This window comes from Algorimicrobium bowmanii (assembly GCF_054031195.1).
Window position 1 is genome coordinate 1,369,761 of the sequence record NZ_CM132929.1, and the last position, 16,037, is coordinate 1,385,797.

Sequence of the window (16,037 nt, forward strand, 5' to 3'; positions counted from 1 at the left end):
TTAATACGAAAGAATTTCTGTTAATTAGGCTAATGTAACAAGGGTTATAGCAATTACCGCTAAGCATATGCCTAACCAATTTTTTAAAGATAGTTTTTCTTTAAAAGCAAATAAACCGACTAAAGTAGAAAGCATCATAACACCTACATGGTTTATGGTGAAAAGTGTTGAACTCTCAAAAAGTTCGTTATCCAAAGCTTTTAATAAGAAATAAATAGATCCATAATTTACAATACCAAGAACACTTCCGCTTACTAAACTTTTTAAGTTGAAACCAAAATCTTTTTTGATAAATGTAGTTAAGGTTCCTAAAATAGCAGCAATTCCGAATATAGTAGCAGAGAAAATAGGGATGCCATTTTCAGGAACATGTGTTGTTTCGATGTATTTTATAGTTGTATCAATAGTTCCTGAACCTATAAAAAGTAGAATAGGGAGCAGGAGGTTTTTTTTTAAGTTTACCTGAGAATTTGATTTAACTGAAGCTAGGTATACTGCAATTAAAGCACAGCAAATTCCAATTATTTTTTGAAGACCTGTACTTTCGTCGTATACATAAATACCAAATATTATAGGAATAACCACACTCATTTTTGAGGCAACAGAGGCAACAGAAACACCATTTTTTTGAGCCGTAGTAGCCATAACAAAAAAGATGCTGATAAATAAAAAACCTAAAAACAAGGCGCCTAAAAACCAATCGCTGTATAATGTGTTTTGTATCGTGATAGTTTGGTTGTAAGACGAGATACCAATGCCAAAAGCAATAAAATAATTAACAGTAATGGTGTGTAGTGTGCTAACCTTATATTTGGAGATTAGTTTGAAAACTATAAATATAAGCGTAGAACTTAGTATACTTAGCAGCAGATACATTTAAAATGCGTGTTTGTTTATGCTGAAAAGATTTACGATATCTTCGGTTTCTGGGTTAATGTTCCAAGTATGAATACCTAATTGTTTGGCAGCCTCGGTGTTTTCGGTTGTGTCATCAATGAAGAAACATTCGGTAGCCTCCAAGTTGTTTGAATTTAAGACAAAATTAAAAATATCAGCATTAGGTTTTCTTAGTCCAATTTCGTGCGATAAATAAAACACATCAAATTGTTTTTTAAATTCTTCATAAAAAGGCACCTCTGCTTTTATCCAATCAATATGTAACTCGTTTGTGTTACTTAATAAAATTAGTTGATACTTTTTGCTAGCTGCTAATTCCTTTAAAAAAGTTAAACGATGTGCAGGGAAATCCTTTAATAAGCAATTCCATAAGTCAATTAATTCGTCCTTAGTAATGTTGGGGAAATTCTCAAGGTAAAATTCTAAAAACTCGTTAGTATCTATTAAGCCTTGCTCATATAAGCAATTAATAGCTACAAATTCTTCATCTATGGTGTCTGTTCCAAATAGTGATAAAGCATTGGCTAATGCACCTACTTTATCTAGATTAATAAAAACATCTCCAAAGTCAAAAATTAGTGTTTTAATCATTTATATAAGTTTTTAAGGTATCGTTAAGAATGGTTGTTTCTGAAAGTAATGTACCTGAAAAAATAGGTGCTTTTACTCCTGTTTTAAAGTTTGTAGCACCAGTAAAAACGCGTGCTTCATCCCAAATTTTTTCATCAATAAATGTTTGTAAGGTTTTGCTGCCACCTTCAATTATAATGGATTGAATATCTTTTTTGTAAAGAATATTACAAATTTGGCTTGCAATATTACGATTAAAATCGATGCTATTTTCAGTTATCACAAGTGTTTCTGCATCGGTATTAAAAATTTGTAGCGATTTAGGTAATTTTTGACTTCGATCTAAAACAACACGTGTGGGGTTTTGTCCTATCCAATCTCTAGCGGTTAAACTAGGGTTGTCTGCCAAAGCTGTTTGTGTGCCTACTAAAATAGCTTGCTCTTCTGTACGCCATTTGTGTACTAACTGTCGCGAATAGGTATTTGTAATCCAAACAGGTTGTTGTTTATTTCTAGTTTCTGGAGCAATAAAACCATCGGCAGTTTCTGCCCATTTTAAAATAATATACGGACGTTTGTTATTGTGGATTGAAAAAAAACGTTTGTGGTGTCTTTTACAAGCGTCTTCTAAAATTCCTGTTATAACATGGCAACCTGCTTTTTTTAGTTTTTCAATTCCTTTTCCAGCTACTTTACTATGTGTGTCCACGGTACCAATAACCACTTGAGGGATTTGGTGTTTTATAATTAAATCGCTGCATGGAGGTGTTTTACCAAAATGGCTACACGGTTCTAGGGTGACATATATTGTGGCGTCTTTTAGTAGAGATTTATCGGTAACCGACTGTATTGCATTTACTTCAGCATGTGGACCGCCATACGGGCTTGTAAAGCCTTCTCCTATTATTTTGTTCTTGCAAACAATTACAGCACCCACCATAGGGTTTGGCGCTGTTGTACCTAATCCATTTTTAGCAATTTCAATGCAGCGGTTTATGTATTTTTCATGTATCTTCATCCCATAATTTCAGGATATAAAAATAAGATAATTAAGTGAGTCATAATAATATTGTTATTAGAGAAATTACTATAGCAGATAATGCCCAAATGGCAGCTGTGGTTAGGTCTGTTTTTATTGAGTTGAATGCGCCTAAAACAGGCACTGCTTATGAAGATCCTTGTTTAGATACTTTATCGGAAACTTATAACAAAACTGATAGTGTGTATTTTGTAGCAACAAAAAATAATCGTGTAATAGGAGGTTGTGGAATAGCAGCATTAGAAGATTCTGAAACGAATATTTGTGAGTTGCAAAAAATGTATTTCTTGCCTGAGGGTCGTGGCATTGGTTTGGGAGCTAAAATGATTAAAAAGTGTCTTAATAAAGCACGGGAATTAGGATTTGAATCCTGTTATTTAGAAACCTTACCATTTATGGTGGCTGCTCAAAAACTATACGCTAAAGTAGGTTTTGAACCGTTAGATGCTGCTATGGGAAAAACAGGACATTTTGCTTGTAATGTTTGGATGTTAAAGCAACTTTAAAAGAGTATAAAAAATAAAATTTTGATTTTAAACGATATAAAAAAACTGTTTCATAAAGATTTAGATGATATTTATGGAGCTGATGAGGTAGGGAGTTTTTTCTTTATCCTTATTGATTTCTATTTAAACTTAAATAGAATCACCTTGGTTTTAGAACCAGAATATACGCTAACTAAAAATGAAGAACAACCTTTGTTTGAGGCTTTAAGTCTTTTAAAAGATGAGGTGCCTATTCAGCATATAGTGGGTGAAACAGAGTTTTTCGGTTTGCCTTTTAAAGTTACAAGGGACACGTTAATACCGAGGCCCGAAACAGAAGAATTGGTGGCTTGGATATTAGAATCGGTAGCTTCAAAAAAAGAAACACCTTTAAAAATATTAGATATTGGTACGGGAACTGGCTGTATTGCTATTTGTTTGGCTAAAAATTTACCTCAAGCTCAAGTTTATGCTGTAGATATTAGTCATGAAGCTTTAAGTGTGGCTACCGAAAATGCTAAAAATAATAATGTGTCAGTACAGTTTATAAAGGACAGTGCTTTAAATCTAACTGATAATCGATTAACAGATAGCGATGTTTGTTTTGATGTTATTGTTTCTAATCCGCCCTATGTTCGAAATTTAGAAAAAGTAGAAATTAAAAAAAATGTTTTAGCATATGAGCCCCATTTAGCTCTGTTTGTCGCTGATGATAATCCGTTACAGTTTTATAAAGCGATAACAGAATTTGCTGCTCAGAAATTGACAGATGGAGGTTTTCTGTTTTTTGAAATTAATCAATACCTTGGCCCCGAAACAAAAAACTTACTACAGGCACATGCGTTAAAAAATGTTGTGCTTAAAAATGATATGTTTTCTAATCCCCGCATGTTAAAAGGAATGAAATAGATTTATGAGTGTAAAAGAACAAATTGAAGCATTACGAAATGAATTGCGTGTACATAATTATAATTATTATGTAGCAGATAACCCGACTATTACGGATTTCGATTTTGATATGAAACTTAAAACGCTTCAGGATTTAGAAGCTAAACATCCAGAGTTTTATGATGCAAGTTCGCCAACGCTTCGTGTGGGAGGTGCCATTACTAAAAATTTTGAAACGGTTGTTCATGAGTATCGGATGTACTCGTTAGATAACTCTTACTCAAAAGAAGATTTATTAGATTGGGAAACACGCATTAAAAAAATGGTAGATGGTGCTGTTAGTTATACCTGTGAGTTAAAATATGATGGTGCTTCAATAAGTTTGACTTACGAAAATGGACAATTAATAAAAGCGGTAACTAGAGGTGATGGTTTTCAAGGAGATGATGTTACAGCAAATATAAAAACCATTAAGTCGGTTCCTCTAAAATTAAAAGGTAATTATCCCGATAAATTTGATATTCGTGGAGAAATTGTATTGCCTTTTGAAGGTTTTATTAAAATGAACGAAGAGCGAATTGAAATAGGGGAAGAGCCTTATAGAAATCCAAGAAATACAGCTTCAGGGAGTTTAAAACTTCAAGATAGTTCTGAGGTCTCTAAACGACCATTAGAATGCTTGTTGTATAATATAACTGGGAGTAATTTAAATATTAGTTCGCAGTTTGAAAGCCTTGAAAAAGCGCGCGATTGGGGGTTTAAGGTGCCAAAAGCCGCAAAATTAGCTCATTCTATTGATGAGGTCTTCGAGTTTATTAATTACTGGGATGTACATCGTCATGATTTGCCTTATGAAACTGATGGTGTTGTTGTAAAGGTTAATAGTTTGTTTCAACAAGATGAATTAGGCTTTACTGCAAAAGCGCCACGTTGGGCTATGGCATACAAGTTTAAAGCAGAGCAAGTTTCTACACGATTAGATAAAATAACGTACCAAGTAGGTAGAACAGGAGCCATAACACCTGTTGCTAATTTAGAACCTGTAGAATTAGCAGGAACTACCGTAAAAAGAGCATCTTTACATAATGCAGACCAAATTGAAAAATTAGATGTGCGCGAAGGAGACATGGTATTTGTTGAAAAAGGTGGCGAAATTATTCCAAAAATTATAGCAGTCGATCTATCTCATAGAGATCCAAATTCACACCCTACACAATACATAACTCATTGTCCAGAATGTCAAACCCAATTGGTGAGACAAGAAGGGGAAGCACAACATTATTGTCCAAATTATAATGGTTGTTCACCACAAATTATAGGTCGTATCCAACATTTTATTAGTCGAAAAGCAATGGATATCGATGGGTTGGGAGGTGAAACCGTTGCATTGTTGGTGCAAGCAGGATTAATTACTAATTACTCTGATCTATATCATTTAAAAATAGCAGATGTATTGCCATTAGAACGTATGGCACAAAAAAGTGCTGAGAATTTAATTTCAGGAATTGAAGCTAGTAAGCAAGTGCCTTTTGAACGTGTTTTATATGCTTTAGGTATTCGGTATGTGGGTGAGACTGTTGCTAAAAAACTAGTGAAGCATTATAAAAATATAGATGCAATTAGTCAGGCAACTGTAGAGGCATTGGTAACTGTAGATGAAATAGGTGTTAGGATTGCTGAGAGTGTTACAGCGTTTTTTAATAATGAAGCCAATTCAGAAATTGTAAATCGGTTGCGATTATCTGGTGTTCAGATGGAGATTTCAGCAGAAAAATTGGCCAACCAGACTAACAAACTAGAAAGTCAGGCATTTGTTGTTTCAGGTGTATTTTATACGGTTTCTAGAAATGAACTAAAGAAGCTTATCGAAGATAACGGAGGTAAGGTTTCGTCTTCAATTTCATCTAAAACGTCATTTGTGGTTGCTGGAGATAAGATGGGACCAAGCAAAAAAGAGAAAGCAGAAAAGTTAGGTATACCAATATTATCGGAGCAAGAATTTTTAGATACAATTAAGTGATTTTTCAGTTATTAATAATCAGTCGATTAACGGCGTAGTTTTGGCGATTAATTACAATATTTAGTTATATTTGTAACCGAATTGCTATTATAATCAATGAAACACACTAATATTCTTATTTCTTTATCAGTCATGCTTTGCATAGCATTTGTTGTGTTTCAAATAAATGGACAAGAATTTTTGTCAACGATCTGTAAATCCTTAATTGTACCATTATTTACAGTTATTTACTTTCTAGATGTTTCTAAAAAATCTAAATATTTCACCCTTTTTTTAGTTTTATATTCGATATCGGAATTGTCAGTTTTCCTAGAGTATACGCTGTTTGAAGAAGATCAATTAGTGTTAGATGCGTATTATGTTATTGGTAACCTGATATACATAGCGGCTTACGTTTTTTTACTTTTAGAGGTTTTTAAAACGATTGATTTTAAAAATATTTTAAAAAACTATCTTGTACACGTAATTGTTCTTACAGGGTTGAATGTATACATAATTTATGTATTGATTAACATTGTAAGTCCACGATTTCAGTTTGAAATGTCTTCATTAATTATAGTTGAATTGTTATACAACATTGCAATGCTGTTGTTGTTAACATTTTCGTCTATTAGTTATTTTTATAACGATAGTAAAAAAACATTGTTAATGTTTTTTGGTTCTATTTGTATTGTGTTTTCAGAAGTTATTCAGATAGCTTACTACTATATTGCAGATCAAGATTTACTGAATATTGTGCATGTGTTACTATTTGTTATGGCGTTTTATTTCTTCTATTTCCAGTCTAGAATGGTTAATAAGAAGGTTCGATTCTTTGCTTAATAAGCCTGTTTTATACAATTATAGCAGCGCCATTACTTGATTTGTTTTTCTCTTTATCAAAATAAAAATCAACTTTACCTAGGTTGAGACCATAGCATCCCACTTGATTTACTAATACATTTTTTCCTTGTCTGTTTTTAACTATAGTGGGTTTGTCTAAAAACGTATGTGTATGACCACCAATAATCAAATCGATGTTACTTGTTTTTTTTGCTAGTATAAGATCGCTTATTTTGTCTGGGTTGTTTTTGTAATGATAACCTAAGTGTGATAGACAGATGATTAAATCGCATTTCTCATCTTCTTTTAATGTTCGAGTCATTTCTTGACTGATTTCTACCGGATCTAAATATTTCGTTTCTTTATACATGTTTTTGTCCACCAAACCTTCCAGTTCAACACCTAAACCAAATACACCAATTTTAATACCGTTTTTGTTAAAAATTTTATAAGGTTTAACAAGGCCGTCCATTATTGTATTAGAAAAATCATAATTGGCAGATATAAAGTCAAACTCAGCATGAGGTAGTTGTGCAAACAAACCATCTACACTATTATCAAAATCATGATTACCAATGGTAGCGGCGTCATATTTTAATTTACTCATTAATTTAAATTCTAATTCACCGCCATAATAATTAAAATAGGGCGTGCCTTGAAAGATATCACCAGCATCTAAAAGTAAGGTGTGTGGGTTTTCATTTCGGATACTATCAATTAAAGCCGCTCTTTTAGCAACACCACCTTGGTTGGGGTTTTTGCCATCTTCAGGTCCAAAAGGATCAATGTGACTATGAACATCGTTTGTATGAAGGATGGTTATTTTCCTTGTTTCTTCAAAAGTTGAAAAGGACGTTAAACTTAAACCGCCTACAGTAACTAAAGCGGCAGACGCAGATGTTTGTTGTAAAAATTGACGACGTTTCATGTGTTATTTTTTTAATTTAATAAAGCGATTGTCTATTTGGGGATTAATCGTGTCGGTTTTTTTAAAGTAATCAATTAATGCGTTTCTTATTTTATAGTCTAATACGTTTAACGATTCTTCAGGTTTAAAAAATGTCATATGATCACCACCACTATATAAATAGTCGTTTGTAGCTATATAATATGTTTTGGTAGTATCAATAGGTTTGTTAGCTATCTCAGCTTTAACAATGTTGTAATTACTGTCTAATACCAATTGAAGTTTGGAAATAGGATGCGCTCGTTTAGCTTTAGCTAGGTAGTTTAGCATATCGGTTATTTGCTGACCTTTTATACCAACTACAACAATGCTGTTTTCAAAAGGCATAATTTCATAAGCTGTACGCGCACTAACAGGCCCCTTTGAAATAATAGCTCGAATTCCGCCGTGGTTTAATAACACCATATCAATGTCTTTACCTGTTCGTGCTTTAAAAACAGGGTTTGACTGTTCGTAAATAACATCAGCAAATAAATTACCAATAGCTGTGTTTAGCTCACCGTCTTTTTTCGTGTATGTATTTACAGCGTAGCTAAGTGTACTGTCTAGGTTGTTGTTTACGTGTTCTCGGTAAGGCTTTATAAAGGCTTCTATGTCGGAGTCTCCTTTAAGTGTGTCTGATATTGAAATTTGCTGGCCTTCAATACGTTTTAACTGCCAAGTTTCTTCTTTGCAATTAAAAAAGGTTAAAGCTATAAATGCAATGATAAAATGCTGTGATTTCATAAGTATAAACAAATAAAATTAGTACGCTTTTGTAGGTACTTTTAGTATCTTTGTACAAAGCATAAAGATATAATGATTTTAAAGGGTTTTAAAGAAAAATCTATTAAAAAACAGCTACAGGTATTATTGAATAACCCCAAAGGTGTTACTGCTTTACAACCTATTGAAAGTGTTGGGGTTATTGTTGATGCTGATGAGGTTTCCGATTTGACTAATTTAGACTCTTTAAGTGCTAAATTTGGAGTTTTACCTAATAAAGTGAAAATTATTGCCTTTACTCATCAAAAAAATCAAGAATCCGAAGGTGTAAATAATTACTTTTGTCCTAAAGATATTGGATGGAAAGGTCGCATACTAAATAATGAACTAGAAACGTTTGTACAGACAAAGTTTAGCTTGTTGGTTAATTTTTATACAGCGGACTCTTTGTATTTGAAGTGGCTTACAGCTACATCTGAGGCTAGTTTCAAAGCTGGAATGTTTCAACATGATAATCGGTTAAACGATTTAATTATTAAAACACCATTAGCCGATATTAATGCTTTCAACAACGAACTAATAAAATATTTACAAGTTTTAAAAACACTTAAACATGACGCATAAATTAACGGGGACAGGTATTGCTATTGTAACCCCATTTAACACGGATCTGTCTGTAGATCATGACGCCTTAACACGTATTGTTAATTTTAACATCGAAAACGGTATAGATTATATCGTAATTTCTGGTACCACAGCAGAAAGCGTAACAATTACTGCTGAAGAGAAGAAAGAAATTACAAAAACTATAACAAAAGCGGCTAATAAACGTGTGCCATTAGTTTTAGGAATAGGTGGTAATAATACAGCGCAAGTTATAAGTGAAATTGCAGATACTGATTTAACTGAAATTGATGCTATATTATCGGTTTCTCCATATTATAGTAAACCAACACAAGCAGGTATTATAGCACATTTTGAAGCTATTTCAAAAGCGTCACCAGTACCTATAATTTTATATAATGTACCAGGTAGAACAGGTTCAAACATGCTACCAAAAACAATATTGACATTGGCAGAAACGTGTGATAATATTGTTGCGGTTAAAGAAGCAGCAGGAGATATGTCGCAATATTTAAGATTATTAAAGGATAAGCCAGAAGATTTTATGGTTATTTCTGGAGATGACGATTTGGCTTTAACAACAACTTTAGCTGGTGGATCAGGTGTGATATCTGTAATTGGTCAAGCGTTTCCTAAAGATTTTTCTGAAATGATTCGTTTAGGCTTAGCGGGCGATAATAAGGCAGCTTATAAGATTAATAATAAATTAATGGATGCTGTAAATTTAATTTTCTCTGAAAATAACCCAGCAGGAATTAAAGCAGTTTTAAATAAATTAGGACATTGTGAAACTGCAGTAAGATTACCACTTGTAGAAGCCTCCAATGCGTTAAAACAAGATATAGAAGTATTTGTTAATAATTATAACTAAGCGTTAAATTATACTTAATCCTAATGCTTACCTTATTTAAGCTTGTATTTTAGCAAAATAAATATTTTTAAAATCCATTTTAATAACTTAATTTTGCCAACTGTTTAAAAACTATGAAGAACTTTTTATACATAATTCTAACGTGCACACTTTTAGCTTCTTGTAGCGAATACCAAAAAGCTTTAAAGTCTGTAGATGTTGGCACCAAATATACCGTTGGTGAAAAGCTATATAACGAAGGGAAGTATGCCAAGGCTAATAAGCTTTTTGAAGCCATATTACCTGTTTATAGAGGGAAACCTCAAGCTGAAAAGTTATCTTATTTAAATTCAATGAGCTATTACAAGCTTAAAGATTGGTATTTATCTAGTTATCATTTTGAGCGTTTTGTAGATACTTATCCTAATAGTGATAAGGTTGTAGAAGCGGCTTTTTTAAGTGCAAAAAGTGCTTATGAATTATCGCCAGTATTTTCAAAAGAGCAACACGAAACACGAGAAGCTATTGATAAGTTCCAAACATTTATTAATATGTATCCAGATTCAGAATACATTCCAGAAGCCAATCAGTTGGTTAAGGAGTTAGATTTTAAATTGGAGCAAAAAGCATTCTCTATAGCAAAACAGTTTAATACAATTGCTGGGTATACACGCGATTTTAATGCGCCTATAAAAGCGCTTGATAATTTTATTTTCGATTTCCCAGGAACTATTTATCGTGAAGAAGCTTTGTTTCTTCGTTTTGATTCTGCTTACCAGTTAGCTCTAAATAGTGTTCTAGATAAAAAAGAACAACGTTTGGAAGATGCTAAAACATATTATTATAGTTTCAAAAAATCATATACTGATTCTGAATTTACAGAAAGAGCAGATAAAATGATTGAAGAAATAGAAGACGAGTTAAAAAATTACAGTACAAAAAGTTAATATACTTATATATGGATTTAAAGAAGATTAATGCGCCAGTAAACACCATCACTTACAATAGAAATAAAGTGGATGCACCTACTGATAATATTTATGAAGCGATTTCAATTATCTCTAGACGCGCAGAACAAATAAATTCTGAAATTAAAAAAGAACTAATTGAGAAATTAGAAGAATTTGCTACGTATAACGATAGTCTTGAAGAGATTTTTGAAAATAAAGAGCAAATTGAAGTTTCTAAATTTTACGAAAAATTACCAAAGCCACATGCATTAGCAGTACAAGAGTGGTTAGACGATAAAATTTATTACAGAAATACAGAAGACGATACTCAGTCATAATAACTAATATGTCAATATTAAGCGGTAAAAAAATATTACTAGGCATAAGTGCTGGTATAGCTGCTTATAAAACGGCCACATTAGTTAGAGGTTTTATAAAAGCAGGTGCAGACGTTCAAGTAGTCATGACACCTGCTTCTAAGGATTTTGTTACACCGTTAACACTTTCTACACTTTCCAAACACCCCGTACATAGCAGTTTTACTGACCCTGAAAACGATAATGAAACTTGGACCAACCATGTGGAATTAGGTTTATGGGCAGATTTACTTGTTATTGCTCCTGCAACAGCCAATACACTTTCTAAGATGGCTAATGGTGTATGTGATAATTTACTATTAGCAACATATTTATCTGCTAAATGCCCTGTGTATTTTGCACCGGCAATGGATTTAGATATGTATAAGCATCCATCAACATTGGCATCTTTTAATTGCTTAGAAGAATTTGGCAATATTATGATTCCTGCTACAAGTGGAGAGTTAGCTAGCGGATTAGTTGGTGAAGGGCGTATGGCGGAACCAGAAGATATTGTGAAATTTATTGAGCAAGACATTCTAAATAAATTACCGTTACGTGGGAAAAAAGTACTCATAACAGCAGGACCAACTTACGAAGCTTTAGATCCTGTTCGTTTTATAGGAAACCATTCAAGTGGTAAAATGGGATTTGAAATAGCTAAAGCTGCTGCCAATTTAGGAGCGCATGTTATTTTAGTTTCAGGACCTACACATCAAAAATTAACTCATAGTCAGGTTCAAATTATACCAGTTACTTCAGCAGAAGAAATGTATCAAGCAGCGCATGTACATTTTAAATATGTCGATATAGCTATTCTTGCGGCTGCCGTTTCGGACTATAAACCTAAAACAGTTGCGTCTCAGAAAATAAAAAAGAAAGATAAAACGTTATCTTTAGAACTTGAGAAAACTAAAGATATATTAGCATCTTTAGGAAAAGATAAAAAACATCAATTTTTAGTAGGGTTTGCTTTAGAAACAAATAATGAAATTGAAAATGCAAAAGGTAAACTAAAGGCTAAAAATTTAGATTTAATTGTATTAAATTCGCTTAGAGATGCCGGTGCAGGATTTAAATCCGATACCAATAAAATCACCTTAATCGATACTAATGAAACGCTAACAACTTTTGATTTAAAAACCAAGGAAGCTGTTGCGTCAGATATTTTAAACGCTATAACAAAACACATTCATGCATAGAGTAATTCTGTTTCTTTTCGTTTTAATGTCTCTTACATCATATAGTCAAGAGCTAAATTGTAATGTTGTTGTTAATGCACAGTTTACAGGGAATGAGAACCTGCAGGTATTTAAAACACTCGAAACGCAATTAAAGGAATTTGTTAATAATACTAAATGGACAAATAAAGAGTACGGTTCTCAAGAACGCGTAGCTTGCGGTATGTTTATAAATATTACAGAGTATTCAAGTGATGTTTTTAAGGCAACTATACAAGTCCAATCTTCAAGACCCGTTTATGGCTCTAGTTACAACACACCTATTTATAATATAAACGATAAAGATTTTACATTTCAATATGTGGAGTTTCAAAATTTACTATATAACCAAAACCAATTTGAGTCCAACTTAATTTCTGTTATAGCATTTCATGTTTACATGATATTAGGTTTAGATGCCGATACGTTTGAACCACAAGGAGGTGATAGATTTTTAAAACAAGCACAAACTATTGTAAATTACTCTCAACAAGAAAATGCTAAAGGCTGGAAACTAGAAGATGGTTTACAAACTCGCTTTGCATTAATTGATAATTTAATGTCGCCTACTTTTAAAGAATACCGACAGGTAATGTATAATTATCACCGATTAGGTTTGGATACGATGAGTGCTGATCAGAAAAAATCAAAAGAACTTATTGCCGAAGCTATAACAGGTTTCGACGTTATGAATAGACGTCGTCCAAACTCCTTTTTATTACGAACATTTTTTGATGCAAAAGGGGATGAGATAGAGCAAATATTCTCAAGCGGACCTAATGTAGAAATAACAGAACTACTGTCTACATTAAACCGTGTAGCGCCTATGTATTCTAGTAAATGGCGAAATATTAAATTCTAAGATATTCGGTCTTAAATTTAGTTGTTATATATTTTAGTAACGTATTAATATCAAATAGCCTTGTTAACAGCTTTATCTATAAAAAACTACGCATTAATTGATCATCTGCAAGTTGATTTTAACCAAGGATTATCTATAATTACTGGTGAAACCGGTGCAGGTAAGTCAATCTTATTAGGTGGATTATCTTTAATTTTAGGTAAACGTGCCGATTTGAGTGCGCTTAAAAATGACCAAGAAAAGTGTGTTATAGAAGCTGTTTTTAATGTGTCTAACTATAAGCTTCAAGCTTTGTATGATACATTAGATTTTGATTATGATGATCAAACGATCATTAGGCGTGAAATTTTACCGTCAGGGAAATCACGTGCATTTGTAAATGATACTCCCGTAAACCTTAACAGACTACAAACCTTAGGGACCTACTTAATTGATATACATTCTCAGCATGAAACCATGCAACTAGTAGACGATGCTTATCAGTTTCAAGTAATTGATGCCTTAGCAGATAATAAGAAATTACTTCAAGACTATAAAGGAGCTTTAGCGAATTTAAAAACGGTTCAAAGTGATTTTGATGCGCTTTTAAAATTTCAAGCAGAAGCTATTAAGGAGCATGATTATAACTCCTATTTGTTACAAGAATTAGAGGAAGCAAATTTAATTGAAGGCGAATTAGAAACGTTGGAGGAAACCTATGAAACCCTTAGTAATGTAGAAGTAATCAAAGAGGAGCTACAAGCCGTTAATCAGGTGTTGAGTGCAGAAGATATAGGTGTGATGTCCGCTTTGTTAGCTGCTAAAAATAGCATGCAGAAGGTTTTAAAATATGCAACTAAATACGAAGATGTCTTTAATAGATTAACAAGTAGTGCAATTGAGATAAATGATATTTTCACCGAAATTGAGGCGTTGCAAGAAACGCTAGATATAGATCCAGAACAATTATTAATAGTTAGTAATAAATTAGAACTAATAAACAGTTTACTCAAGAAACATTTAGTGAGTGATATTTCGGAGTTAATAACTATTAAACATGATTTATCAGAAAAAGTACGCATTACTGAAGGTGTGGATGATGCTATTGCTGAAAAACAAGGAGAATTAAACTTAGCTAAAAAAGCGGTTGATGATTTAGCGGTTAAAATTCATAAAAAGCGTGAAAAATCTATTCCAAAATTAACAAAAGAGCTAGAAGCGTTGTTAAAGGAGTTGGGTATGCCAAATGCACGTTTTGATATTACGTTAGAACTATCTGAAACCTATTATAATAACGGTAAAGATGCCCTGTCCTTTTTATTTTCCGCAAATAAAGGAGGCGCTTTCAATAGCCTTAAAAAAGCAGCTTCAGGTGGGGAGTTATCACGAATTATGTTGGCTATTAAATCTATCCTGGCAAATTACGTACAATTACCTTCAATTATGTTCGATGAAATAGATACAGGGGTATCTGGTGAAATTTCAAATAAAATGGGAGAAATTATGCGAAAAATGAGTGCTAAAATGCAAGTTTTTACTATTACACACTTACCGCAAATTGCAGCAAAAGGCGCAACACATTATAAAGTATATAAAGAAGATATTGGTAACGTAACACAAACTAATTTAAAGGTATTAGATTCAGAGGAACGTATTGTTGAAATAGCTCAAATGCTTGGTGGCGTAGAAATTTCTACTTCTGCTATGGCTCATGCTAAACAATTGTTGAATTAATACTATCTTTGAACATCATTAAAAACGAATCAACACAAAAAACTATGTCATATAATTTATTAAAAGGTAAAAGAGGAATAATTTTTGGAGCATTAGACGAGAATTCAATTGCTTGGAAAACAGCCGAAAGAGTTCATGAAGAGGGCGGTACATTTGTATTAACTAACGCACCCGTAGCTATGCGAATGGGACAAATTAATGAGTTAGCTGAAAAAACAGGTTCTCAAATTATTCCAGCTGATGCGACTTCTATTGAAGATTTAGAAAACCTTGTTGAAAAGGCTATGGAGATATTAGGTGGAAAAATAGATTTTGTTTTACACTCAATAGGTATGTCTATAAATGTGAGAAAAGGAAATCACTATACCAATCAAAATTACGATTGGACGCAAAAAGGTACCGATGTTTCTGCAAATTCTTTTCATAAAGTAATGCAAACACTGTATAAGAAAGATGCCATGAATGAGTGGGGAAGTATTGTTGCTTTAACTTATATGGCAGCACAACGTGTATTCCCTGATTATAATGATATGGCTGATAATAAAGCATTATTAGAGAGTATTGCTCGTAGCTTTGGATACTTTTTTGGCCGTGATAAAAAAGTGCGTGTCAATACTATTTCTCAATCTCCAACACCAACAACTGCGGGTAGTGGAGTTAAAGGTTTTGACGGGTTTATTTCCTATGCTGAAAAAATGTCGCCACTAGGAAACGCTACAGCATTAGACTGTGCTAATTACACAGTAACTATGTTTAGCGATTTAACTCGTAAAGTAACACTTCAAAACTTATTTCATGATGGAGGCTTTAGTAATATGGGTGTAAGTGACGCTGTTATGGAAACGTTTACGCGCGAATAAAAAGAGTATATATCTTAAAAAAAAAGCGATTCTTATTAATAAGGGTCGCTTTTTTTTGTGTTTTATATTGGCCTATAAGCTAGTAAGTAGCGGTTAATAATACTTTTCATCATATAGTTAGTTTGATAATTTTATTAATAAAATGCCTAAAATTATTAATTCTGTTTTTTTTAGGTTTTTTTATTGATATCTTAATAAAAATGGTGTTT

17 protein-coding genes are annotated in these 16,037 nt (G+C 32.7%); 12 read left to right on the plus strand and 5 right to left on the minus strand.

What is annotated here, in order from left to right:
* Nucleotides 1-24 precede the first annotated feature (24 nt).
* The 3 genes from ACW5R3_RS06025 to ribD are packed head-to-tail and all read right to left on the minus strand — an operon-like array spanning nt 25 to nt 2,485.
* Nucleotides 25-876, minus strand: coding sequence for an EamA family transporter (locus ACW5R3_RS06025; RefSeq protein WP_456578690.1), 852 nt, complete (start codon nt 874-876; stop codon nt 25-27).
* Complete coding sequence (locus ACW5R3_RS06030; protein ID WP_456578691.1) at nt 877-1,488, minus strand: HAD family hydrolase; 612 nt, start codon at nt 1,486-1,488, stop codon at nt 877-879. It lies immediately after the preceding gene.
* Entirely contained in the window at nt 1,481-2,485 is a 1,005-nt protein-coding gene (ribD, locus tag ACW5R3_RS06035; RefSeq protein WP_456578692.1) for a bifunctional diaminohydroxyphosphoribosylaminopyrimidine deaminase/5-amino-6-(5-phosphoribosylamino)uracil reductase RibD, read from the minus strand. The genes ACW5R3_RS06030 and ribD overlap by 8 nt, the downstream gene beginning before the upstream one ends.
* 35 nt (nt 2,486-2,520) lie before the next feature.
* On the opposite strand from ribD, the gene ACW5R3_RS06040 reads away from it, so the two are divergent.
* The 4 genes from ACW5R3_RS06040 (at nt 2,521) to ACW5R3_RS06055 (ending at nt 6,721) form a co-directional block, all read left to right on the plus strand.
* Nucleotides 2,521-3,012 (plus strand): GNAT family N-acetyltransferase, encoded by a 492-nt coding sequence (locus ACW5R3_RS06040; protein WP_456578693.1) that lies wholly within the window; start codon nt 2,521-2,523, stop codon nt 3,010-3,012.
* Between the two features lie 21 nt (nt 3,013-3,033).
* Entirely contained in the window at nt 3,034-3,900 is an 867-nt protein-coding gene (gene prmC / locus ACW5R3_RS06045; protein WP_456578694.1) for a peptide chain release factor N(5)-glutamine methyltransferase, read from the plus strand.
* Between the two features lie 4 nt (nt 3,901-3,904).
* Entirely contained in the window at nt 3,905-5,899 is a 1,995-nt protein-coding gene (ligA, locus tag ACW5R3_RS06050; RefSeq protein ID WP_456578695.1) for an NAD-dependent DNA ligase LigA, read from the plus strand.
* Nucleotides 5,900-5,995: 96 nt separating this feature from the next.
* Entirely contained in the window at nt 5,996-6,721 is a 726-nt protein-coding gene (locus tag ACW5R3_RS06055; protein ID WP_456578696.1) for a hypothetical protein, read from the plus strand.
* A gap of 10 nt (nt 6,722-6,731) precedes the next feature.
* Here the strand turns inward: ACW5R3_RS06055 and ACW5R3_RS06060 are convergent, their stop codons facing one another.
* Both ACW5R3_RS06060 and ACW5R3_RS06065 read right to left on the minus strand, forming a co-directional pair.
* Nucleotides 6,732-7,649 (minus strand): bifunctional metallophosphatase/5'-nucleotidase, encoded by a 918-nt coding sequence (locus ACW5R3_RS06060; protein WP_456578697.1) that lies wholly within the window; start codon nt 7,647-7,649, stop codon nt 6,732-6,734.
* A gap of 3 nt (nt 7,650-7,652) precedes the next feature.
* Nucleotides 7,653-8,414 (minus strand): 5'-nucleotidase C-terminal domain-containing protein, encoded by a 762-nt coding sequence (locus ACW5R3_RS06065; protein ID WP_456578698.1) that lies wholly within the window; start codon nt 8,412-8,414, stop codon nt 7,653-7,655.
* Between the two features lie 72 nt (nt 8,415-8,486).
* On the opposite strand from ACW5R3_RS06065, the gene ACW5R3_RS06070 reads away from it, so the two are divergent.
* From ACW5R3_RS06070 to ACW5R3_RS06105, 8 genes are all read left to right on the plus strand, one after another.
* Nucleotides 8,487-9,017: a DUF6913 domain-containing protein gene (locus ACW5R3_RS06070; RefSeq protein ID WP_456578699.1), complete on the plus strand. Its 531-nt coding sequence runs from the start codon at nt 8,487-8,489 to the stop codon at nt 9,015-9,017.
* Nucleotides 9,007-9,888 (plus strand): 4-hydroxy-tetrahydrodipicolinate synthase, encoded by an 882-nt coding sequence (gene dapA, locus ACW5R3_RS06075; protein ID WP_456578700.1) that lies wholly within the window; start codon nt 9,007-9,009, stop codon nt 9,886-9,888. Before ACW5R3_RS06070 ends, dapA begins: the two co-directional genes overlap by 11 nt.
* Nucleotides 9,889-10,001: 113 nt before the next feature.
* Complete coding sequence (locus ACW5R3_RS06080) at nt 10,002-10,814, plus strand: outer membrane protein assembly factor BamD (RefSeq protein WP_456578701.1); 813 nt, start codon at nt 10,002-10,004, stop codon at nt 10,812-10,814.
* A gap of 11 nt (nt 10,815-10,825) precedes the next feature.
* Nucleotides 10,826-11,155, plus strand: coding sequence for a DNA-directed RNA polymerase subunit omega (locus ACW5R3_RS06085; RefSeq protein ID WP_456578702.1), 330 nt, complete (start codon nt 10,826-10,828; stop codon nt 11,153-11,155).
* A gap of 8 nt (nt 11,156-11,163) precedes the next feature.
* Nucleotides 11,164-12,375, plus strand: a complete 1,212-nt coding sequence (gene coaBC / locus ACW5R3_RS06090) for a bifunctional phosphopantothenoylcysteine decarboxylase/phosphopantothenate--cysteine ligase CoaBC (protein ID WP_456578703.1) — start codon at nt 11,164-11,166, stop codon at nt 12,373-12,375.
* Nucleotides 12,368-13,255 (plus strand): type IX secretion system protein PorD, encoded by an 888-nt coding sequence (porD, locus tag ACW5R3_RS06095; RefSeq protein WP_456578704.1) that lies wholly within the window; start codon nt 12,368-12,370, stop codon nt 13,253-13,255. The genes coaBC and porD overlap by 8 nt, the downstream gene beginning before the upstream one ends.
* A gap of 60 nt (nt 13,256-13,315) precedes the next feature.
* On the plus strand, nt 13,316-14,968 hold the full coding sequence (gene recN, locus ACW5R3_RS06100; protein ID WP_456578705.1) for a DNA repair protein RecN: 1,653 nt from the start codon (nt 13,316-13,318) through the stop codon (nt 14,966-14,968).
* 44 nt (nt 14,969-15,012) lie between these two features.
* The gene (locus tag ACW5R3_RS06105) at nt 15,013-15,828 is read left to right on the plus strand and encodes an enoyl-ACP reductase FabI (protein WP_456578706.1); all 816 of its coding nucleotides are present in this window, start codon (nt 15,013-15,015) and stop codon (nt 15,826-15,828) included.
* Nucleotides 15,829-16,037 lie beyond the last annotated feature (209 nt).

Coding starts and splice junctions, on each gene's coding strand:
- ACW5R3_RS06025 (WP_456578690.1), bottom strand. CDS start 876: ATGTATCTGCTGCTAAGTATACTAAGTTCTACGCTTATATTTATAGTT.
- ACW5R3_RS06030 (WP_456578691.1), bottom strand. CDS start 1,488: ATGATTAAAACACTAATTTTTGACTTTGGAGATGTTTTTATTAATCTA.
- ribD (WP_456578692.1), bottom strand. CDS start 2,485: ATGAAGATACATGAAAAATACATAAACCGCTGCATTGAAATTGCTAAA.
- ligA (WP_456578695.1), top strand. CDS start 3,905: ATGAGTGTAAAAGAACAAATTGAAGCATTACGAAATGAATTGCGTGTA.
- ACW5R3_RS06055 (WP_456578696.1), top strand. CDS start 5,996: ATGAAACACACTAATATTCTTATTTCTTTATCAGTCATGCTTTGCATA.
- ACW5R3_RS06060 (WP_456578697.1), bottom strand. CDS start 7,649: ATGAAACGTCGTCAATTTTTACAACAAACATCTGCGTCTGCCGCTTTA.
- ACW5R3_RS06065 (WP_456578698.1), bottom strand. CDS start 8,414: ATGAAATCACAGCATTTTATCATTGCATTTATAGCTTTAACCTTTTTT.
- ACW5R3_RS06070 (WP_456578699.1), top strand. CDS start 8,487: ATGATTTTAAAGGGTTTTAAAGAAAAATCTATTAAAAAACAGCTACAG.
- dapA (WP_456578700.1), top strand. CDS start 9,007: ATGACGCATAAATTAACGGGGACAGGTATTGCTATTGTAACCCCATTT.
- ACW5R3_RS06080 (WP_456578701.1), top strand. CDS start 10,002: ATGAAGAACTTTTTATACATAATTCTAACGTGCACACTTTTAGCTTCT.
- ACW5R3_RS06085 (WP_456578702.1), top strand. CDS start 10,826: ATGGATTTAAAGAAGATTAATGCGCCAGTAAACACCATCACTTACAAT.
- coaBC (WP_456578703.1), top strand. CDS start 11,164: ATGTCAATATTAAGCGGTAAAAAAATATTACTAGGCATAAGTGCTGGT.
- porD (WP_456578704.1), top strand. CDS start 12,368: ATGCATAGAGTAATTCTGTTTCTTTTCGTTTTAATGTCTCTTACATCA.
- ACW5R3_RS06105 (WP_456578706.1), top strand. CDS start 15,013: ATGTCATATAATTTATTAAAAGGTAAAAGAGGAATAATTTTTGGAGCA.